This window comes from Anabaena sp. FACHB-1237, from assembly GCF_014696225.1.
Lineage (GTDB): Bacteria > Cyanobacteriota > Cyanobacteriia > Cyanobacteriales > Nostocaceae > FACHB-1237.
Genome location: NZ_JACJPV010000021.1, coordinates 1 through 21,954 on the forward strand (window position 1 = coordinate 1; position 21,954 = coordinate 21,954).

At 33.1% G+C, this 21,954-nt stretch carries 18 protein-coding genes; 13 read left to right on the forward strand and 5 right to left on the reverse strand.

Annotation, left to right across the window (positions count from 1 at the left end; all coding sequences use genetic code 11):
- Positions 1-331: 331 nt before the first annotated feature.
- A complete protein-coding gene (locus H6F32_RS11965) occupies positions 332-2,467 on the reverse strand; it encodes a bifunctional serine/threonine-protein kinase/formylglycine-generating enzyme family protein (RefSeq protein ID WP_190369562.1) in 2,136 nt (711 codons plus the stop codon).
- A 333-nt stretch (positions 2,468-2,800) separates the two neighbouring features.
- Between H6F32_RS11965 and H6F32_RS11970 the strand changes: the two genes are divergently transcribed.
- Positions 2,801-3,166 carry a hypothetical protein gene (locus H6F32_RS11970; RefSeq protein WP_190369563.1) on the forward strand — a complete coding sequence of 122 codons (366 nt, stop codon included), beginning with the start codon at positions 2,801-2,803 and terminating at the stop codon, positions 3,164-3,166.
- Between the two features lie 162 nt (positions 3,167-3,328).
- Here H6F32_RS11970 and aroB read toward each other — a convergent pair whose 3' ends face one another.
- The gene (gene aroB, locus H6F32_RS11975; RefSeq protein ID WP_190369564.1) at positions 3,329-4,417 is read right to left on the reverse strand and encodes a 3-dehydroquinate synthase; all 1,089 of its coding nucleotides are present in this window, start codon (positions 4,415-4,417) and stop codon (positions 3,329-3,331) included.
- A 172-nt stretch (positions 4,418-4,589) separates the two neighbouring features.
- Here aroB and petL point away from each other — a divergent pair, with 172 nt between their 5' ends.
- The 6 genes from petL to H6F32_RS12005 all read left to right on the forward strand — a co-directional run bounded on the left by petL (position 4,590) and on the right by H6F32_RS12005 (position 12,280).
- Positions 4,590-4,685 carry a cytochrome b6-f complex subunit PetL gene (petL, locus tag H6F32_RS11980; RefSeq protein ID WP_190369565.1) on the forward strand — a complete coding sequence of 32 codons (96 nt, stop codon included), beginning with the start codon at positions 4,590-4,592 and terminating at the stop codon, positions 4,683-4,685.
- Between the two features lie 506 nt (positions 4,686-5,191).
- Positions 5,192-8,440 carry an Eco57I restriction-modification methylase domain-containing protein gene (locus H6F32_RS11985; protein ID WP_190369566.1) on the forward strand — a complete coding sequence of 1,083 codons (3,249 nt, stop codon included), beginning with the start codon at positions 5,192-5,194 and terminating at the stop codon, positions 8,438-8,440.
- Between the two features lie 55 nt (positions 8,441-8,495).
- On the forward strand, positions 8,496-8,729 hold the full coding sequence (locus tag H6F32_RS11990; RefSeq protein WP_190369567.1) for a hypothetical protein: 234 nt from the start codon (positions 8,496-8,498) through the stop codon (positions 8,727-8,729).
- A gap of 43 nt (positions 8,730-8,772) precedes the next feature.
- Positions 8,773-9,039 carry a hypothetical protein gene (locus tag H6F32_RS11995; RefSeq protein ID WP_190369568.1) on the forward strand — a complete coding sequence of 89 codons (267 nt, stop codon included), beginning with the start codon at positions 8,773-8,775 and terminating at the stop codon, positions 9,037-9,039.
- Entirely contained in the window at positions 9,030-9,443 is a 414-nt protein-coding gene (locus H6F32_RS12000; RefSeq protein ID WP_190369569.1) for a type II toxin-antitoxin system VapC family toxin, read from the forward strand. Before H6F32_RS11995 ends, H6F32_RS12000 begins: the two co-directional genes overlap by 10 nt.
- Positions 9,444-9,499: 56 nt before the next feature.
- Positions 9,500-12,280: an Eco57I restriction-modification methylase domain-containing protein gene (locus H6F32_RS12005; RefSeq protein ID WP_190369570.1), complete on the forward strand. Its 2,781-nt coding sequence runs from the start codon at positions 9,500-9,502 to the stop codon at positions 12,278-12,280.
- A gap of 595 nt (positions 12,281-12,875) precedes the next feature.
- Here the strand turns inward: H6F32_RS12005 and cimA are convergent.
- On the reverse strand, positions 12,876-14,498 hold the full coding sequence (cimA, locus tag H6F32_RS12010) for a citramalate synthase (RefSeq protein ID WP_190369571.1): 1,623 nt from the start codon (positions 14,496-14,498) through the stop codon (positions 12,876-12,878).
- A 228-nt stretch (positions 14,499-14,726) separates the two neighbouring features.
- On the opposite strand from cimA, the gene H6F32_RS12015 reads away from it, so the two are divergent.
- The 4 genes from H6F32_RS12015 (at position 14,727) to H6F32_RS12030 (ending at position 17,985) form a co-directional block, all read left to right on the forward strand.
- On the forward strand, positions 14,727-15,257 hold the full coding sequence (locus tag H6F32_RS12015; protein ID WP_190369572.1) for a hypothetical protein: 531 nt from the start codon (positions 14,727-14,729) through the stop codon (positions 15,255-15,257).
- 98 nt (positions 15,258-15,355) lie between these two features.
- Positions 15,356-17,311, forward strand: a complete 1,956-nt coding sequence (thiO, locus tag H6F32_RS12020; protein ID WP_190369615.1) for a glycine oxidase ThiO — start codon at positions 15,356-15,358, stop codon at positions 17,309-17,311.
- Between the two features lie 101 nt (positions 17,312-17,412).
- Positions 17,413-17,583: a photosystem II assembly protein Psb34 gene (gene psb34 / locus H6F32_RS12025; RefSeq protein ID WP_190369573.1), complete on the forward strand. Its 171-nt coding sequence runs from the start codon at positions 17,413-17,415 to the stop codon at positions 17,581-17,583.
- Positions 17,584-17,874: 291 nt separating this feature from the next.
- Complete coding sequence (locus H6F32_RS12030) at positions 17,875-17,985, forward strand: photosystem I protein PsaX (RefSeq protein ID WP_190369574.1); 111 nt, start codon at positions 17,875-17,877, stop codon at positions 17,983-17,985.
- A gap of 20 nt (positions 17,986-18,005) precedes the next feature.
- Here the strand turns inward: H6F32_RS12030 and H6F32_RS12035 are convergent, their stop codons facing one another.
- Positions 18,006-18,875: a branched-chain amino acid ABC transporter permease gene (locus H6F32_RS12035; RefSeq protein ID WP_190369575.1), complete on the reverse strand. Its 870-nt coding sequence runs from the start codon at positions 18,873-18,875 to the stop codon at positions 18,006-18,008.
- 89 nt (positions 18,876-18,964) lie between these two features.
- On the opposite strand from H6F32_RS12035, the gene H6F32_RS12040 reads away from it, so the two are divergent.
- On the forward strand, positions 18,965-20,389 hold the full coding sequence (locus H6F32_RS12040) for a DNA cytosine methyltransferase (RefSeq protein ID WP_190369576.1): 1,425 nt from the start codon (positions 18,965-18,967) through the stop codon (positions 20,387-20,389).
- 255 nt (positions 20,390-20,644) lie between these two features.
- On the opposite strand, the gene H6F32_RS12045 is transcribed toward H6F32_RS12040, so the two are convergent.
- A complete protein-coding gene (locus H6F32_RS12045; protein WP_190369577.1) occupies positions 20,645-21,043 on the reverse strand; it encodes a hypothetical protein in 399 nt (132 codons plus the stop codon).
- A gap of 503 nt (positions 21,044-21,546) precedes the next feature.
- On the opposite strand from H6F32_RS12045, the gene H6F32_RS12050 reads away from it, so the two are divergent.
- Positions 21,547-21,798, forward strand: coding sequence for a Calvin cycle protein CP12 (locus H6F32_RS12050; RefSeq protein WP_190369578.1), 252 nt, complete (start codon positions 21,547-21,549; stop codon positions 21,796-21,798).
- Positions 21,799-21,954 lie beyond the last annotated feature (156 nt).

Genomic DNA, 21,954 nt, shown 5'->3' on the forward strand with positions numbered 1-21,954 from the left:
CTAACTTACCAGTCTATCATCAACAATCAAATCCTGTACATCGTGATTTGTGACAAAATCAAAGTTTAGCGATCGCACACAAACACTAACTTACCAGTCTATCATCAACAATCAAATCCTGTACATCCTTAAATCCTGGATATCCTGATTCTGACAACTTGACAAAATCCACAATTCCATGTATAGTTTAAATACCTTCTCATCCTATACCCAAAAATAACAAAATTAAATATTAACCCAGTACCCTAAAAAAATGCCAAAAAAATCGAGTCGCCAGAGGCGACAAAAGGGTAAAAAAACCCAAAGGTCAAAAGGGCAAGAGTATAAAGGGCTACAAAGTCCTCCCCACCCCACACACAACACGAAAACCGATATCGTAGCTGAGGAGGTCGCGCTCCGCCCAAGCATTAAGGTTGCGAGACGCAGAACGGCAGATGTAAGGATTGTTGATCCAAGAACCACCACGCAGTACAACGTATCCATTTTCCCCACCTCTTAGGCTTGTCCAAGCACTGCCATCTGTAGGCGCATCTATATAATTTTCGTGCCACTCATCTTCGCACCATTCCCATACATTACCACACATATCATATAAACCGCAAGGGTTAGCCGGAAAAATTCCTACTTCTGTGGTTTTTTCTCGAAACTCTCCTTTTTGTCCCTGTCCATAATTACCAGGATAAACCTCACCTTGATATTTCCAGTCAGTTCCTCGATAATTTGCTAAATCAGTAGAAATAGTTTCCCCAAAATAAAAGGGGGTAGTAGTTCCACCACGACAAGCATACTCCCATTCAGCTTCACTAGGTAAACGATAGGTTTTTTGCGCCTTTTGGGAAAGTCTAGCACAAAATTCTTGAGCATCATACCACGATACACACTCAACAGGTAGATGATCACCTTTAAAATAAGATGGATCAGAGTTTAAATCAATGTTAACCTTTTCTAGTGCAGCTACAGCTTGCCATTGTTTTTGAGTAATGGGATATTTACCCATGAAAAACGGAGGAACATTAACTTGATGTTGTGGACTTTCAGAATTATATCTTTCTTCCTCATCATCTGGAGAACCCATGATAAAAGTACCTCCAGGAATAGCCACCATTTCTAAAGTTACACCATTTCCCAAGTCTTCAATAAATAATCTCGCTTTTTTGCGACTGCGTTGAATTTCCCAACTTTTCCCAAAACCGAAAATACCCGGTTTTTGAATTAACTTAGCGGTTTCAAATTCAAAGCTGGTAACAGAAATACCTAAAAACTTTTCTGGTTGGGGTGGAGGTGTGGGTAGTTTTTGGGGACGATATTCATATTTAACTCGTTCTTCAATTTTAAGCACATCTTCTGACTTTAAACCCAAAGATTCACGGAATTGTGCTAATTCTGCTTCTGTTTGTTGACTAAAGGGAAATTGTTCTTGTACCACTTTAATTAATAAATCTTCATATTCCTGAAGTCGGGTTTCATAGTCTCGCACTTGTGCAATAGCATATTGATATACTTCCTTAGCATCTGCTTCTGATAAAGCTAATCTTTGTCTTTCCTGTTTTAAAAGTTGTTCTGCTACTACGGATAATTTTCCGTTTCCTTCCTTTAATCTTTTAATAACTTCATTACAATACACATTTTTAGCAGGAGTAAAAACTATTGTTCCCGTAGATGGTTCTAATAATGGTTGTAATGCTGCTAATGCTTCTTTTGCGGAGGGGTAGCGTTTATCAGCTTTACGCCGGATCATGGTAGTTAAAAATTCTGCCAGATAATCACTCACCTGTAAATGAGAATAACGCCAAATTTTTTCAGCATAATCATCTTCTTCTAATTTTTGCGGATCAATACCAGTTAAAGCATAAATAGCAGTCATGCCCACAGCGTAAATATCACTAGCATAACAGGGTTTACCCAAAAACTGCTCATGAGGCATATATCCAGGAGAACCAGCTACCGTACTTCCACCTTGGGGGTTAAGGATAATTGAACCGAGTTCTTTGACTGAGCCAAAATCAATCAAAAAGATTTTACCATCTGGTTGACGACGCATTAAGTTTTTCGGCTTAATATCGCGGTGAATTACTCCTTCATCATGAGTGTGAACAAAAACCAGAATTTCTAAGACTTCTTTTAATAATTGAATCACATTATCTTCACTCCATCGCTTACCGTGAGCAATTTCTGTACTCAGGTCATTTCCAAGAATGTATTCTTGACTAATATAATAGTTATCATCTTGGCCAAAATATGCCAGTAATGTGGGAATTTGGGGATGTTTACCCAGTTTTTCCAATACTATGGCTTCTTTTTCAAAGAGTTTGAGAACACGCTGATCGTTTTTATGAATAGTATGGAGTTGTTTAACCACACACAAGGGATGACTAGGTAGTTGATGATCTTTTGCAAGGTAAGTAACAGCAAAACTACCTTTACCTAATTCGCGGATAATTTCGTAACGTTCTGCTAGTAAAGTCACAATAGGGCTATTAGTTTTTAAAATGTTTAAAAATATATGACTAGTAGTATACAGGATAGAGGGGTGATATGTGTAACATCTCAATGATGAATTTTTATTAATACCCTGTTAATACTTAGCATTAACTATTTGCGATTATATTTGGAACAGGCAACAGGAAGTAAGGTTAGTTAATGGTTAAGTTGGTAATTTGGACAATGTGGATTTTTGTAGATAAGATTATAAGATTAATCAATGGGTTAGGTTTTGAGCGATCGCTTAAATCCTAAGTTCTTTGGCTGACTGCTAACTACTTAAAAATGTTTTTCCTATAAGATAAGGTTGGAAAACTCAATGAACAAAAAATTTCTATTAACTTTGCTTTCTAGTCCGGTTTTATTTACATCTATAATATCTACAGTGATGCTGACTAGACCAGTTCATGCTAGTCCTGCTAATACTTCTGCTGGTACTCATCTCTCTTGTGTGATGTCTCCTCATACTGCAACACCTCAAAAGGTATGTATTCAGGTAAGCAATACTCCTGCCAATGTTACTATATCTTCTACTCAAGTAGCACAAGCAACTGGCAATGATGCGGATGAGTTAAATTTCTCTGATGCGGAAAGTGATCAAGCTATTAAGTTATTTGGTTGTGACTGTCCAGTTTGTATTAATGCTGTACGTCAGTTAAATGGTTTACCTCCTCTACCTGTGTAACCTCTACCTGTGTAAATAGCTATGAGTTGGGTTTTTAAACCTAACTTACTTGATTAAGCGGACAAGATAGTTCTTCCTCATCAAGTTTATTATAACAAGTTTTTTGGTGTTTGTCAAGGGGTAAATCTTTTTTGGACCCCCTTTTTTTCGTGTTTGAGAACTTTACGAATTACGAATTACTTTTTTAATCACGTCTGTGGGTACTTCGTCAGTTACAGTAACTTTACCAATAGCTGTGGGTAAGACAAAGCGGACTTTTCCAGATTTGACTTTTTTATCAAGTTGTAGGGCGTTAATAAGTTGTTCAATATCTACCGTGTCTGGTACTTGAGTTGGTAAGTTGGCTTTTTTAATTAAGGTATTTTGGCGTTTTGTATCTGTATTTGTCCACATTCCTAATTCTACGGCGATTTGTCCGGCCGCAACCATGCCAATTCCTACAGCTTCTCCATGTTTGAACATTCGATAGTTGGTTAAACTTTCCACAGCATGGCCAATAGTATGACCATAATTCAAAATTGCCCTTAATCCTGATTCTTTTTCATCTTGGCTGACAACATCTGCTTTTGCTTGACAGGAATGGGTTAATATGGTATCTATCAGGTCGGACTTGATGTAGCGGAGTTGGTCAAGGTGTTTACTGGCTTCTAACTGAGTGAATAGTTCAGTATCCCAAATTACACCATATTTGATCACCTCTGCCATTCCTGCGCGAAATTCGGCTGTGGGTAGGGTTTTTAAGACTTGAGGATCAATTAATACTAAACTAGGTTGGTGAAATGCACCGATGAGGTTTTTACCTTGGGGATGGTTGACACCGGTTTTACCGCCTATGGCAGAGTCTACCATAGCCAGGAGACTGGTGGGAATTTGCACAACGTTGATCCCCCTCAGCCATGTAGCGGCTGCAAAACCTGTCATATCACCAATCACACCTCCTCCTAATGCTACCATGGTGGATGAGCGTTCTAAGCGGTTTTCTAAAGCGATGTCATAAAGTTTTTGGATGGAGTTAAGGGTTTTGTAACGTTCTCCTGGAGGGAGGTTGTAGTGAATGACTTGAAAACCGGCGTTTTCTAGAGAAGCGATCGCTCTTAGTCCATAATGTTTGAATATCATGGGGTTGGAAACTAGGAGGACTTTTTTACCTAGTTTTAGATGTTGCATTTGTGCGCCAAGTTGCTCTAAACTACCTGGTGCGATCGCTATATTATAGGATTTTTCTGGTATATCTACTTTTATCACAGTCATGGATCAAGCCTTGAGAAGCGCCCAGTTTATTGTACATGATGATGAGAATATTCAGGAGTGAAGAGCAAGAATTTTCATGGTTTTACTGTCACCTGTCACCTAATCATCTATCATCTAGTTTTTATGCTTGAATATATTTAGTCAATTAATCAAGTAATTAGGAGAATGATCCATGACTGCTGCTATTGAATATGTGGTATTTTTAGGTGCGTTTTTGACTATTGCTGTAGGTCTATTATTTGGTCTACGAGCTGCTAAAATTCTCTAATCCTACAATTCTACACTAATAAAACCCACATTCCTGTGGGTTTGATATTTTCCCATATATAGAACTTGTGTGAGTAAGATTCACTAAATAGATGCAGATCAAGGTAAATAGAAAGATATTGTACAGCAGTTTCCGTTATTATGAGGATATTAGAAATCTTGTGAAAATCATGGTAAGCTAATGTGCAGCACTCACTGTATAATTAAAAAACCTGAAGTTACAGTAGCACAAGCATCTTGCTTGTATTAATTATTCAAGTTAAAGGCACAGAAACTGCTGTATCTAAATTTGCAATTAAGCTAATGTGCAGCACTCACTGTATAATTAAAAAACCTGAAGTTACAGTAGCACAAGCATCTTGCTTGTATTAATTATTCAAGTTAAAGGCACAACAGCTTAGGAACAATTCACGAATTGTCCTTACAAGGGTTTAGAGTTTATACACATTTAATTATCACAGGATGTTTATTAGCGTAATAATTAAGTAGTTAAATAAATCTAATCTTATGAAATTCAATCGCATTCAAGTTAAGAAGCATCTCCAATCATTTAATTTCACCACACTATTTATTGAAGAATTAGGTTGGGATTATACTGATATTTCTCCTATTTATTTAACAGTAGATATGGAGAATTATAAGTTAACAGGTATTGCCCAAAAACGTGGTTTAATGGTTTATCATTGTTTTGGTGAAAATGGTAAATTACCAATTAATAAAACTAGAAGAAAAATAGATGAAGAAATGACTAATTATAGTCATGAACATTTAATTATTTATACAGATGAAGCCCAAAAACAACAAATTTGGCAATGGGTAAGACGTGAACCAGGAAAACCTGTAGCTAGTCGAGAAAATAACTATCATATTCATCAGTCTGGTGAAAGTTTAATTCAAAAATTAGAAGCTATTTATATTAGTTTAGCAGAAGAAGAAAATTTAACCCTATCAGAAGTTACTAAAAAGACAAAAAAAGCCTTTGATGTTGATAAAGTTACCAAGAAATTTTATGAAAACTTCAAAAAAGAATATAGTACATTTTTAGGGTTTATTAACGGTATTCCCGTAAAATTTGATCAAGAATGGTATGCTTCCTTAATGCTAAACCGTTTAATGTTCATTTACTTTATTCAACGCAAAGGTTTTTTAAACAACGACTTAGATTATTTAAGAACTAAATTAAATCAATGTCAACAAAATAATGAACAAAATAATCAGTTCTACTCATTTTATCGTTATTTTCTATTAAGACTATTTCATAATGGTTTAGGAAGTCAAAATAGAACTCCTGAATTAGAAACATTATTAGGGAAAATTCCCTATCTCAATGGTGGTTTATTCACTGTACATTATTTAGAACAAACCTATCCAGAAATTACTATTCAAGATACTGCTTTTACCCAAATATTCAACTTCTTTGATCAGTATAACTGGTATTTGGATGAACGTCCATTAAAAAATGATCATGAAATTAACCCTGATGTTTTAGGTTATATCTTTGAAAAGTACATTAACCAAAAACAAATGGGAGCATATTATACTAAAGAAGATATTACAGAATATATTAGTAAAAATTGCATTATTCCCTATTTATTCGATGCTGTCAAAAGTGAAAATATTGAAAATTATGACATTTGGAACTTATTAAAAGATAACCCAGAACGTTATATTTATGAAGCAGTGAAAAAAGGGGTAAATTTACCATTACCTGATGATATTGCTATTGGTTTAAATGATATTGCCAAAAGACAAAGTTGGAATTTACCAGCAGATGAAAATTATGGTTTACCTACGGAAATTTGGAGAGAATATATTACCAGAAAAAACCGTTATGTAGAAATTAGAGAGAAATTGGTTAATGGAGAAGTTAAGAGTATTAATGATTTAATTACTTATAATTTGAATATTCGTCAATTTGCAGAAGATGTCATTAATAATTGTCAAAAACCGCAATTTTTATATAATATCTATCAGCAATTAGGTAAGATGTCTATTCTCGATCCTACTTGCGGTAGCGGTGCTTTTTTATTTGCTGCTGTGAATGTTCTTGAACCTCTTTATGATGCTTGTTTGGAAAAAATGACAAGTTTTATAGAAGATAATGATAAAGATAAGACTATAAAACAGTTTCAACAAATTTTAAATGATGTGAAAGTTCATCATAACCGACGTTATTTTATTCTCAAGAAGATTATGTTAAATAATCTCTATGGGGTAGATATTATGGAGGAAGCGACGGAAATTTGTAAGTTACGTTTATTTCTCAAATTAGCAGCACAAGTAACTCCAAATCATAGTTTACCTAATTATGGAATTGAACCTTTACCAGATATTGATTTTAATATTCGTGCGGGTAATAGTTTGGTAGGTTTTGCTAGTTATGATGAGGTAAAAAAGGCGGTGGAAGGTTCTCAACAATTGAAGTTAGACTTGTTTAGTGATATGACAAGAATTGATGAGAAAGCAAAGCGAGTTAGTGAGGTTTACCAAACTTTTAGAGATATTCAATCTGCTACGGTTTATAGTAGTGATTTTACTGGTACTAAGCAAGTTTTACAAGAGTCTTTGGATAGTTTAAATGAGGAGTTGAATGAGTATTTAGCGCGGGAATATGGGATAGATGTTAAGAATAAGCAGGAGTTGGAAAAGTGGAAGTTATCTCATCGTCCTTTTCATTGGTTTGTGGAGTTTTATGGTATTATCAATCGTGGTGGTTTTGATGTGATTATTGGTAATCCTCCTTATTTGGAATATAAAGATATAAAGGACAATTATCAAATTCTTGATAACATCACAAAGAATTGTAGTAATCTTTTTGCATATATTTTAGAAAAATGTACATTTATCAGTCATATAAAATCTTATATTGGAATGATTATCCCTTTAAGTGCGTTTAGCACTGATAGAATGCAACCTCTAATTAATTATATTAAAAGAACGTCCTTAGATTTATACTTAGCTAATTTTAGTTGGCGGCCAGGAAAACTTTTTGATGGAGTTAATCTACAATTAACTATTATGATCCAAAAAATAGGATATACAAGCAACATAAATAACAACATTTATACAACTAAATATATTTTATGGGAATCCGAAACTCGTAATGAACTATTTTCCAAAATTGAGTTTATTCTAACTAATGATAATAGATTATTAGGATCTATCCTAAAATTAGGATATGAGAAATCAGTATTAATATTAGATAAATTAAGAAAGGAAAGAAGTGAAATAGGGCATTACTTTACGAAAAAATCCAATAATATTGTATTTTATAGACGTGGTGGATTATATTGGAAGGTTTTTGTAGATTTTACAACAGAATCAAGTGAAGAAAAAATTATTTATCTTTTAGAAAATGTAGATAAATATTTGATAATTGCTGTATTAAGTAGCAATATTTGGTTTTGGTATTTTACTATAACTTCTGATTGTCGTCATTTAGGAAATAGAGACATTAATACTTTCCCGCTTGATATAAAAACATTACCAGATAAATTGTATAAAAAGCTGGTTATTTTGGGACGAAAATATGTAAATGACTTAAAATTGAATGCAGAAAACACAACGAGAGTTTATAAAGGGAAAAAAACTGTAGAATGCTTATCTTTTAAAATCAGTAAATCCAAACCTATAATAGATGAAATAGATAAAATATTAGCAGAACATTATGGACTTACAGAAGAAGAACTAGACTTTATCATCAACTATGATATAAAATATCGCATGGGTAAAGAATTAGCAGAAGAGGATAATTGACAATTGATAATTGACAATGAACAAAGAATTAAGTACCTTTTAGACGAGTAAAATTATGCCTATTAAAAGCACATTAAAACAATTTGCTATCTGTGTAAAAAATGATAATTACCCAGCATCATTAGAAACTAGAAAAATCTATGAAATTATACCCGATGAAAAAGCTAATCAACATCAAATGATGCGTATAATAGATGAATCAGGGGAAGACTATCTTTATGCAAATTCCTATTTTATTGTACTGGAGTTACCCACAGAAAATCGAGAATTATTAACTTTATTTAGTTAAAAATGTAGCTACTATGGTAAATTAATAACAGGAGTAAAATTATATGACTGTAAAAGAACTTATTCAAGCAGAAATTGACAAAATACCAGAAGAAGAACTGAATAACCTTTATCAGTGGATAAAAGAATTTACAGATAAAATAAATCATGTAAAAAATGGAATTATATCATCCCAAGAAAAACATCTCTCTAATTCTTACCCTTATCATGATTTAGATTATCTTGCAGGAACATGGAGTGAAGAAGATGAAATTGAATTTTTACTTAATACTAAACAATTTAATGAAATAGATCAAAAATTATGGCAATAAAATCAATTTTAATAGATACAAATGCTTATACTGCTTTTAAACGTCATCAAAATGAAGCAGTTGAAATAATTGAAAATGTAGATATTATTGCCATAAATACAATCATTATAGGAGAATTATTAGGAGGTTTTGCTTTAGGAAATAAACAAGAAACTAACTGTTATGAATTAGAAAAATTTTTAGAATCTAGTAGAATAAAAATATTTCCTATAGATGAAAAAACATCAAAATATTATGCTATAATTTACCATCAATTAAGAAAAAAAGGTAAACCTATACCTACTAATGATATTTGGATTGCAGCTACAGCAATTCAACATGATTTAATCTTATTTACTTATGATAGTGATTTTCAACATATAGAAAATTTAAAATTAGGTAATTGTTTAGCAGATTTTATTTAGGACTATAATAGCGAATAAAGTTTTTAATTAAAAACATCTCAGCATAATTAAAAGTGATGACAATTAAAAAGATAATTAACACAAAAAATAATAAGATATCAATAGATAAAATTACCAAGAAATTTTATGAAAACTTCAAAAAAGAATATAATACATTTTTAAGATTTATTAAAGGTATTCCCGTAAAATTTGATCATGAATGGTATGCTTCCTTAATGCTAAACCGTTTAATGTTCATTTACTTTATTCAACGTAAAGGTTTTTTAAACAACGACTTAGATTATTTAAGAACTAAATTAAATCAATGTCAACAAAATAATGAACAAAATAATCAGTTCTACTCATTTTATCGTTATTTTCTATTAAGACTATTTCATAATGGTTTAGGAAGTCAAAATAGAACTCCTGAATTAGAAATATTATTAGGGAAAATTCCCTATTTGAATGGTGGTTTATTCACTGTACATTATTTAGAACAAACCTATCCAGAAATTACTATTCAAGATACTGCTTTTACCCAAATATTCAACTTCTTTGATCAGTATAACTGGTATTTGGATGAACGTCCATTAAAAAATGATCATGAAATTAACCCTGATGTTTTAGGTTATATCTTTGAAAAGTACATTAACCAAAAGCAAATGGGAGCATATTATACTAAAGAAGATATTACAGAATATATTAGTAAAAATTGCATTATTCCCTATTTATTCGATGCTGTCAAAAGTGAAAATATTGAAAATTATGACATTTGGAACTTATTAAAAGATAACCCAGAACGTTATATTTATGAAGCAGTGAAAAAAGGGGTAAATTTACCATTACCTGATGATATTGCTATTGGTTTAAATGATATTGCCAAAAGACAAAGTTGGAATTTACCAGCAGATGAAAATTATGGTTTACCTACGGAAATTTGGAGAGAATATATTACCAGAAAAAACCGTTATGTAGAAATTAGAGAGAAATTGGTTAATGGAGAAGTTAAGAGTATTAATGATTTAATTACTTATAATTTGAATATTCGTCAATTTGCAGAAGATGTCATTAATAATTGTCAAAAACCGCAATTTTTATATAATATCTATCAGCAATTAGGTAAGATGTCTATTCTCGATCCTACTTGCGGTAGCGGTGCTTTTTTATTTGCTGCTGTGAATGTTCTTGAACCTCTTTATGATGCTTGTTTGGAAAAAATGACAAGTTTTATAGAAGATAATGATAAAGATAAGACTATAAAACAGTTTCAACAAATTTTAAATGATGTGAAAGTTCATCATAACCGACGTTATTTTATTCTCAAGAAGATTATGTTAAATAATCTCTATGGGGTAGATATTATGGAGGAAGCGACGGAAATTTGTAAGTTACGTTTATTTCTCAAATTAGCAGCACAAGTAACTCCAAATCATAGTTTACCTAATTATGGAATTGAACCTTTACCAGATATTGATTTTAATATTCGTGCGGGTAATAGTTTGGTAGGTTTTGCTAGTTATGATGAGGTAAAAAAGGCGGTGGAAGTTTCTCAACAATTTATAGAAGTTTATGAAACTTTTAAAAGAATACAAACCTTTAATAAAACTTATAAAAATAAACAAATGATACAAGAAACTTTAAATATTTTAAATGAGGAGTTGAATGAGTATTTAGCGCGGGAATATGGGATAGATGTTAAGAATAAGCAGGAGTTGGAAAAGTGGAAGTTATCCCATCGTCCTTTTCATTGGTTTGTGGAGTTTTATGATATTATCAATCATGGTGGTTTTGATGTGATTATTGGTAATCCTCCTTATGTGGAATATAGTAAGGTTAAAAAAGATTATGAAATTAAGGGTTATCAAACAGAAAAATGTGGTAATTTGTATGGTTTCACTATTGAAAGAAGTGGTAATATTGCCATTAATAAAAGTTATCTGGGAATGATTGTACAATTACCCATTGTTTGTACTGATAGAATGATATCTTTACAAGATTATTTAAGACAATATGCCGATTATTTATATTTTGCTAATTTTGATGATCGTCCTGGTAAACTGTTTGATGGTTTAGAACATATTAGAGCTACAATTGTAATTTGTCAACAAAATATTAATCGTCAAGATAAAAAAGTATATTCAACTAATTACATTCGTTGGTATTCAGAAACTAGAAATACTTTATTTGAAAATATAAGCTATCAAAATATTACTAATTATTTCCTAAAAGGTTCTATTCCTAAAATTAATAATAATTTAGGTTTATCTATTTTTACTAAAATTAGTAATTATCAAAAGATAAGTTTAAATTTTGTGAAATATTCTCATCATATAATATATTATCATAATGCTCCTCAATATTGGATAAGAACTATAAATTTTATCCCCTATTTTTGGAATGAAAAGGAAGGAAATAAAATATCATCACATCTTAAACCCATTTATTTAAAAACAGAATTAGATAGTTTAACTATGGTTGCTATTTTGAATAGTTCTTTATTTTATTACTGGTTTATTATATGTTCTAATTGTCGAGATTTAACTACAAGAGAAATTCATAATTTCCCTATGAGTTTAGAGAAAATGTCCACAGATATGAAAAACCAACTGATAACATTAACAGATAAATTAATGAAAGATTTTCAGAAAAATTCATTTCGCAAAGAAGCATCATACAAAACCACTGGTAAGGTAATTTATGATGAGTATTATCCCAAATTATCCAAACCTATCATAGATCAAATAGATAAAATATTAGCAGAACATTATAAATTTACACAAGAGGAATTAGACTTTATCATCAACTATGATATAAAATATCGCATGGGTAAAGAATTAGCAGAAAATGACAATATTTAAAGATCCTGAACTTCTAGTTAGAATAAATGTAGAACTTTTTAACGTTCAAAATAAAGCAGTTGAAATAATTTGAAATAAGCTGTTCTTTAACTTGAATAATTAATACAAGCAAGATGCTTGTGCTACTGTAACTTCAGGTTTTTTAATTATGCAGTGAGTGCTGCACATTAGCTTAATTGCAAATTTAGATACAGCAGTTTCTGTGCCTTTAACTTGAATAATTAATACAAGCAAGATGCTTGTGCTACTGTAACTTCAGGTTTTTTATTTATACAGTAAGTGCTGCACATTAGCTTAATTGCAAATTTAGATACAGCAGTTTCTGTGCCTTTAACTTGAATAATTAATACAAGCAAGATGCTTGTGCTACCGTAACTTCAGGTTTTTTAATTATACAGTGAGTGCTGCACATTAGCTTAATTGCAAATTTAGATACAGCAGTTTCCGTTATTATGAGGTACAGATGTTAATGATAAAACCCTTGTAACACAGTCATCTTGCTGTGTTCATAGTGTACCTCCTGTAGATGGAATGTGCTGTATTATATATGGTAGATTTACAATCTAAAAATTCTGTCTTAATTTGATTAATTGCATTAATGCGCGATCTTAGAAAATAACAACAAACCATATTCTAAACCCTGAACCACAGCTTGGTAAGAGGCTTCCAGAATATTTGTAGATACTCCTATTGTAGTCCAACGTTGTTGGCCAGTGCCAGACTCTACCAAAGCGCGGGTTTTTGCGGCTGTCCCAGTATATCCATTTAAAATCCTCACCTTGTAATCTGTCAACTCAAAATCAGCTATTTGCGGATAGAAATTAATTAACGCTTTCCGCAAAGCATTATCTAAAGCAGAAACAGGACCATTACCTTCTGCTGCTTCTAGGATATTCTCACTATTTACAGCTATTTTAATAGTAGCCAATGAATTAGTATATTCCTTACCCTCAACTAAATCACAATGTACCTGAAAACCTTTAACTTCAAAGAATTTTTCACGACATCCTAAAGCATCATATACCAACAAAGCAAAACTAGCTTCTGCTGCTTCAAACTGATAACCTTCACTTTCTAAAGCCTTAATACGTTGTAATATTTCCCTAGCTTGGGGATGTTCTTTATCTAATTCAATACCTAAAGATTTGGCTTTTGCTAAAACATTACTAAGTCCAGACTGTTCGGAGATGACTATACGCCGATGATTTCCCACTTGTTCTGGTTTAATATGTTCATAGGTTAAAGGATTACGTTCTACAGCAGAAACATGAATACCTCCTTTATGTGCAAATGCAGAAATGCCGACAAAAGGTGCGTGTTCATCATGGGCAAGATTCACTACTTCACTGACAAAACGACTAGTTTCTGTAATTTGATGTAGCTGGTGTTCACCAATACAATTGTAACCCAGTTTTAGTTGTAAATTAGGAATGACAGAACACAAATTAGCATTACCACAGCGTTCTCCATAACCGTTGATAGTTCCCTGTACCATATTTGCACCAGATATTACTCCAGTAATAGCATTAGCTACGGCCATTTCTGCATCATTATGAGTATGGATACCAACTTGTGGCAATTTTTTTCCTGGTATATTACTAATAACTGCTATGTAAGAAATCACATCTTTAACAATTTGCGACACTTCATGAGGTAAAGTACCTCCATTAGTATCACATAAAACTATCCATTCTGCCCCTGCTATCACTGCTGTATTTAATGTTTGTAAAGCATAGCTGGGATTTTGCTTATATCCATCAAACCAGTGTTCAGCATCATAAATCACTCTTCTACCTTGAGAACGTAAATACTCAATAGTGTCAGATATCATAGCCAAATTTTCATCTAAACTGGTCTTGAGAGACTCTATAACGTGCAAATCCCAAGATTTCCCGAAAATTGTCACCCAGCGAGTACCAGCCGTTAAAATCGCTTGTAGCATGGTTTCCTGAGATGCTTGACTGTGGGGACGACGGGTAGAACAAAAGGGAACTATTTCAGCTTGTTGAAGTGGATATTGTTGTAAATGAGCGAAAAATTGCACATCCTTAGGATTTGCACCTGGCCAACCACCCTCTATAAAGGGAATGCCAAGTTGATCTAATTTGTATGCGATGCGTAATTTATCTTCTATAGATAGTGATAACCCTTCACGTTGAGTACCATCTCGTAGGGTTGTATCATACATCCAAATCTGATGCGTGGAAGTTGTGGTCATAACTGACATTTCTGTAGGAATGTGCCAATATGTAGCAGGAAGCTAGAAATAATTAACGAAACAGTTAACCAGTTAATTCTCGCTGTTTCAGGGTGACAGCTAATAAGCAGATGAACAGATTTTCACAGCAAGGTAATGGTAAGATAATCACAAATTACCAGCTAATAAAGGATAACTGATAAATTTTTCTAAGATAGTAGCTTAACGTTAACAAAGGAGAACAAGAAAATGGGTAAATGGACACCTTTAATTTTAATGGCTGGTGGTGTATCAATTTTATTAGGTACACTATTGGGAATTAATGTTCCTATGGGTGGACAACAAAGTGCTAATGTTCCATCTGGACGAAGAGCGTCTAGTGTACTACCAGCTAATATTAATGTGAATAGTACCGCCAATAGAAATGATGGAGAAAACGGTAATTCTGCTAATTCTGCTAATTCTGATAATTCTGATAATTCTGATAATTCTGCTAATAATTCTACTAATGGTAATGAGCAAGAAAATACTAGCAGTAGCAATTCTAGCAGAAATAGCAATTCTGGAGGTAATTCTAGGAGAAATAGTAATGGTAGCACTGCTGTAGCTCAGTTTAATACTTCTAATCGAAATAGATCTAATTCTAGTGGTTCTAATACTAGTAATGAAAATGCTAATACAGACAATAATACAGAAAATAATGGTTCTAGCACTACCTCTTCTAGTTCTAATTCAGAGAATGTAGATCAAAATAAATCTCCTATTCGCGCTTTGTGGTAAGGTAATTGGTGATTCGTAATTGGTAATTGGTATATGAATCCTTGATCTCCTTACTCGGACACTCTACAATAAACTTTTACCTGTTCTGTGTTCCCTAAATAATGAGTGATATTCTAGTTATTGGTGGTGGCGTAATTGGTTTAGCTTGCGCTATAGAAATGAAGTTACGTGGTAATAATGTAACTGTAGTTTGTCGTGATGTGAGCCGTACTTTTCAAAATACGGCTAGTTATGCTGCTGCGGGAATGTTAGCACCAGAAGCAGAAAATATTGCAGATGAGGCAATGTTGTCTTTATGTAGGCGATCGCGTGATATATATTTAAACTGGACACAAAAGTTAGAACAACTCACAGGTTTAAATAGTGGATATTGGCCTTGTGGTATTCTTGCACCAGTTTACAGTAAACCAGGAGTAAAAAATCGCCATGCTTTAGGGCAATGGTTAGATCAGGATACCATTAATCAATACCAAACTGGATTAGGTGCGGATGTGATTGGTGGCTGGTGGTATCCTGAAGATGGACAAGTGGATAATATTGCTTTAATGAAAGTTTTACATTCAGCGGTGCATTGTTTAGGTATCAAAATACAGCAAGGTGTAGAAGTAGAAGCAATATGTCAACAGAATAACCAAGTTATAGCATTACAAACGAATCAAGGTTTAATTAGTGCTGATCATTATATATTAGCCACAGGTGCATGGAGTCAGGAATTATTACCTTTACCAGTGACTCCGCGTAAAGGACAAATGTTGAGTGTCCGCATACCAGAAACGTCATCTCAACTACCTTTAAAGAGAGTATTATATGGAGAAAATACTTATATTGTGCCGCGACGCAATGGTAGTATTATTATTGGTGCAACTAGTGAAAACGTAGGTTTTACACCAGATAACACTCCTAAGGGTATAGAAACTTTAGTAACATCAGCCATAGAGCTTTATCCCAACATAGCAAATTATCCCATAGAACAGTTTTGGTGGGGTTTTCGTCCTGCAACTCCTGATGAATTACCCATTTTAGGGAATAGTCACTGTGAAAACTTAACCTTTGCAACGGGACATTATCGCAATGGTATTTTACTAGCACCTATAACAGCTAAATTAATAGCAGACTTAATTTGTGAACAGAAAGCAGATTCCCTATTAGACAAATTTCATTATTCTCGATTTCAAAGTTCTTCATCTACTACTAAACCCATGTTGACTTATTTTCCTAGCATTTCTGAGAACGTACCTAAACCTAATCAAAGTATTTTACAAGATAGTAATTTAGTCATAGCAGGTAAAACCTTTACATCTCGCTTAATGACAGGTACGGGCAAATATCGTAACATTAGTGAAATGCAGCAAAGTGTTTTAGCTAGTGGTTGTGAAATAGTAACAGTAGCAGTACGTCGAGTACAAACTAACGCTCCTGGCCATGAAGGTTTAGCAGAGGCTTTAGACTGGGGTAAAATTTGGATGTTACCTAATACCGCAGGTTGTCAAACAGCAGAAGAAGCTATTAGAGTAGCTAGGTTAGGCCGAGAAATGGCCAAGTTATTAGGCCAGGAAGACAATAATTTTATCAAGTTAGAAGTTATCCCCGATCTTAAATATTTATTACCAGATCCCATTGGAACTTTACAAGCAGCAGAACAATTAGTAAAAGAAGGATTTGCTGTGTTACCTTATATTAATGCAGATCCAATGTTAGCCAAGGTATTAGAAGAAGTGGGATGTGCCACAGTAATGCCTTTAGCTGCGCCCATAGGTTCAGGACAAGGATTAAAAAACACTGCAAATATCCAGATTATCATTGAAAACGCGAAGATTCCAGTTGTGGTAGATGCAGGTATTGGTGCGCCCTCGGAAGCAGCACAAGCAATGGAGATGGGAGCAGATGCGTTATTAATTAATAGTGCGATCGCTCTAGCAGAAAACGCTCCCGCCATGGCCTATGCTATGAATATGGCTACTATTGCTGGTCGTTTAGCCTATCTTGCTGGTAGAATGCCTATGAAAGATTATGCCAGTGCTAGTTCGCCCTTAACTGGAACTATCGGAAAATAACTTTGATTGATTTTCAAATTGATTGTAAATTTTTATTAACTTAATATAGAATTATGAAACATTAAGTTATGTAAGATTGAAAAAAATTAAGGAATTATATCATGCCATATACTACTGAAGAAGGCGGATTGTTAAACAACTTTGCTAAAGAGCCCAAGGTTTATCAAGCAGAACCCCCCACAGGTAACCAAAAGCGTAATTATATTATTCTAGGTGTTGCTGCGGTGGCCTTAATTGGCGGTGTAATTTTTGTAGCGTTTTCTGTATCTTAGAAGAGTACAGAGTTAGCTACAGAGGGCTTATTTGTTTATCTGACCAACCCACCATGAAATAAATTTCATAACTAATAGCAAAAGTTTACTAAAGTAAACTGAAATAACTGAAAATATATTCTGGTTTTTTTAGTCATCTTGAGAAATTTATTTCCAGTCGTGTGGGTTGTACTTTTCTTCCCACTATCCACTTCATACTCCAGACTTTTCTGTATTTTCATTAAAAATAGTTGGAAATGTGTCCTCTGTTTGGTATTTCTTAAAGAAGTAATTAAATCTGGAGAACCGCTTATGGCTACCAAAGAAGCTAAACCCACTTATGTTTTTCGTACTACTTGGGCTTTATTATTATTAGCTGTGAACTTTTTAGTAGCAGCTTACTACTTCCACATCATTGAATAGTTGAAGTAGTAAGGTGTTGTTTATGTTGTTCCCTTAAATAAACCTTTGGGGCGGATAAACAACACCAATATCATAATTAATAAAGCTATACCTTGCTTATATTGAGAACCCAACCAAGGGGTACTAGTTTCCTGGACTATACCAATAATAAACGCTCCAAGGATCGCTCCATAGGGATTACCAATACCACCCAAAATTACCGACGCAAATAAAGGTAAAATCAAAAACCAGCCCATATTTGGTCTAACTGCGGTAATTAAACCATACATACTTCCACCTAAAGCAGTAAAAGTACCTGCAATGATCCAAGTCCATAATATCACCTGATCTACATTAATCCCAGAAACCCTAGCCAAATCTAAATCATCAGCCACAGCACGCATAGCTTTACCGATTTTAGTATGTTGTAAGAGATAATGGAGAAAAGCGATCGCTAGGATAGCTAATACTAACACCAATAACTGATTTTGTGGTACTCGCAACCCTCCAAGTTCTAAAGCTGGAGTAATAGGAAGATTATAATTCTTGTTTTGTCCTCCCCAAGTAAAAATAATCCCATTTCGCAAAAATAACGCTAACCCAATAGAAATAATAATCAATGTGGTAGAACTAGCACGGATAGCCCTCATTCTTGACCATAATAACTTTTCCGTCAATAGCATCACTCCCACAGTTCCTACAGCAGATAACACCATTGACAACCAAATATTTACGCCCAAGCTATTTAAAAAGAAAGTTAAATAAGCACCTAAAGTTAAAAAATCACCATGGGCAAAATTAGACAGTCTTAAAATTCCATAAGTCAGAGTTAAACCCACTGCTGCTAAGGCGATAATACTACCTACCGCAATACCATTAATGATTAACTGTGTAAATTGTTGTATATCCATATAATAGGGAACAAGGAACAGAGAATTACTATATCTCAGACACCATATAATAAATTTTGACCATTGACAAACTTTTGATTATACAGTAAATGACGGCAAAAAGACCCATAGCAGTGGACTTATTCGCAGGTTCGGGAGGGATGACCCTTGGTTTTGAAAAAGCTAGTTTTGATGTATTAGTATCTGTGGAAATAGATCCTGTACATTGTGCAATTCACAAATTCAATTTTCCCTGGTGGACAATTTTATGTCAAAACATTGCAGAAACCACAGGATCAGAAATTAGAAATAAATCAGAAATTGGTGATCAAGAAATAGATATAGTATTTGGTGGTCCACCATGTCAAGGTTTTTCATTAATTGGAAAACGCTGTTTTGATGATCCTAGAAATTCTCTAGTTTTTCACTTTATTAGGTTAGTATTAGAACTACAACCGAAATATTTTGTGTTAGAAAATGTCAAAGGAATGACATTAGGTGATCATAAATATTTTCTCACAGAAATCATCAATCAATTTCAAGAAAATGGTTATCAAGTCGAAAATAACTATCAAGTTTTAAACGCCGCAAATTATGGAGTACCCCAAAACAGAGAAAGATTATTTTTATTAGGTTGTCGTCAAGAATTACCACTTCCCAAATATCCCCAACCTACCACAAAAATACCCACATCAAAAAATCGCAAATTTTATCGCAAATTTTATGAACATCTACCCCCAGTACCCACAGTATGGGAAGCATTACAAGACTTACCAGAAATTGAACAATATCCTGAGTTATATCAACAAGATTGGATATTTGCAGAATTTGGTAAACCTAGTAATTATAGCATGAATTTGAGAAATTCATCGCTTTTAGAAAATGATTATTCCTACCAAAGAAACTATGATCCTCACATTTTAACATCTAGCTTAAGAACAAATCATAGTCAAGAGTCAATGGCTAGATTTGCAGATACTCCCCAGGGAAAAACTGAACCCATCAGTCGCTTTTTTAAACTGCATCCTGATGGGTTATGTAACACATTAAGGGCGGGTACAGCGAGTAATAAAGGTGCATTTACATCCCCTCGGCCAATACATCCCTTTATTCCTAGATGTATTACAGTTAGAGAAGCAGCAAGGTTACATTCTTATCCAGACTGGTTTAGATTTCATCCTACCAAATGGCATGGTTTTCGACAAATTGGAAATTCTGTACCTCCGCTTTTAGCGCAAGCAGTGGCCACGGAAATTATCAAGGTTTTGGATATTCAACCTGTGAAACCTCAGATAGTACAGGATTTAGGAGATGAGTTATTATTAACACTTGATATGTCTGAAGGTGCTAAACATTTTGGCGTTAGTCCTCATGTTATTGAACCCAGAACTAGAAAGTCAAGTGTTAAACAGAAAAAAAATTCACACAGGGAAAATATTGATGAGCAAAGAAGGAATATACAACTCAATATTACTGGAATTTTTAACCATTATTATCAAGCAGGATTAAATAGTTTCTATTTTAACCGTGATTAACTTCCACAAATAAGCTAATGTGCAGCAGTCACTGTATAATTAAAAAACCTGAAGTTACAGTAGCACAAGCATCTTGCTTGTATTAATTATTCAAGTTAAAGGCACAACAGCTTACCTAATGAATTAGGTGTTAAATTTGTTCCAACAGATCAAATTTATGAATCTGATTTGCAAAATTATAGGATGTAGGTAGGAATATATCTTAATCATAAGATACCCAATTTCTAAGCAAAGTTGGGTATTTATTTGATTAAACTAATCAGAATGTAAATATTCTAAGATCAATAATCGCAAATAATCCAACATTTTGATATAATCTTTAATGTCTTGATATTTGGCATCAGTAAAAAAGAAAAATTCTGCAATTACAGGAATATTAAAAACTTGCATATTTTCTAAAGTTATAATTGCCAATTTCTTATCTTCAACCTGATAACTCTTATATATTCTTATGGCATACATTTCAATAGTTACAGTTAATTTTTCCAACTCTTCTAAAATTCCTGCTTTTATAAAATCATCTTTACCAATATTAACCAAATGCTCTAATTTTTCCTTAGTTTTATCGTAATCATTACTTAACTGATGTAAAAAATGAGAAAGATAAATTCTTGTAATTTCTGGTTTTTGTTTAGTGTTACTTTGGTTACTCATTTATGTTAAATTCCTGATGATGGCAACATTTTATCAAATATCAAATTATTGAATATCAAAAAAAATGCCCAAATTTACTATAATATATAATCATGTATGTTTAAATATCAACTGTCAACAGTTAGAGAATTGATATATTAGACACATAAATAATTAATCAATGAGAATATTTATAACATATTCTCATCTAATCACAATTAGCTATTTTGCAGCGTTATTCAGAGATAGTTAAAAAACTTATGTGTTATTCAACGTTAAATTACAAATAATCAAGAATTGTCAAAAATAGTCAAAAAATACGAGAATAATATGAAAATACCCTAAATAATGCAAAATATAGAAATTATAAGTACAAAAACTTAATGTATAATGCTTGTATATCTTGCCATCAAAGTTGAGAAACTCCAGTTTTGAACTATAAAAATGGTTAGCTATAAACAAAAACTGCCATTTTTTGGGTTTTTCTATACTAGGATAAACAAAACCGTTACAGAGACAACATCATGACTAACACCAACATACAAGAAAAAGAAACTACTAACATTGAAGAAAAAATTCAAGAGGAAGTAGAACAAGCTCGCACTATTTGTGATATCAATGGTAGTAATTCTCCTGAGTGTGCTGCAGCTTGGGATGCTGTAGAGGAATTACAAGCGGAAGCATCTCATCAACGTCAAGAAAAGCCTAAAAGCAATTTTGAGAGATATTGCGATGATAACCCAGAAGCTGATGAATGTCGTCTTTATGATGACTAATATCTTCCCTTTATAATTCATCAGTTATACATCTAGCACATTAGCAGGTGCGTTAAATTAGATAGTTTGCTAATAATTAACAAATTTTCTACATTTGACGCACTCTCAAGTAGAATAACAAAGCACAAATTAAAAAAAGTAAAAAATTAAGTTTTT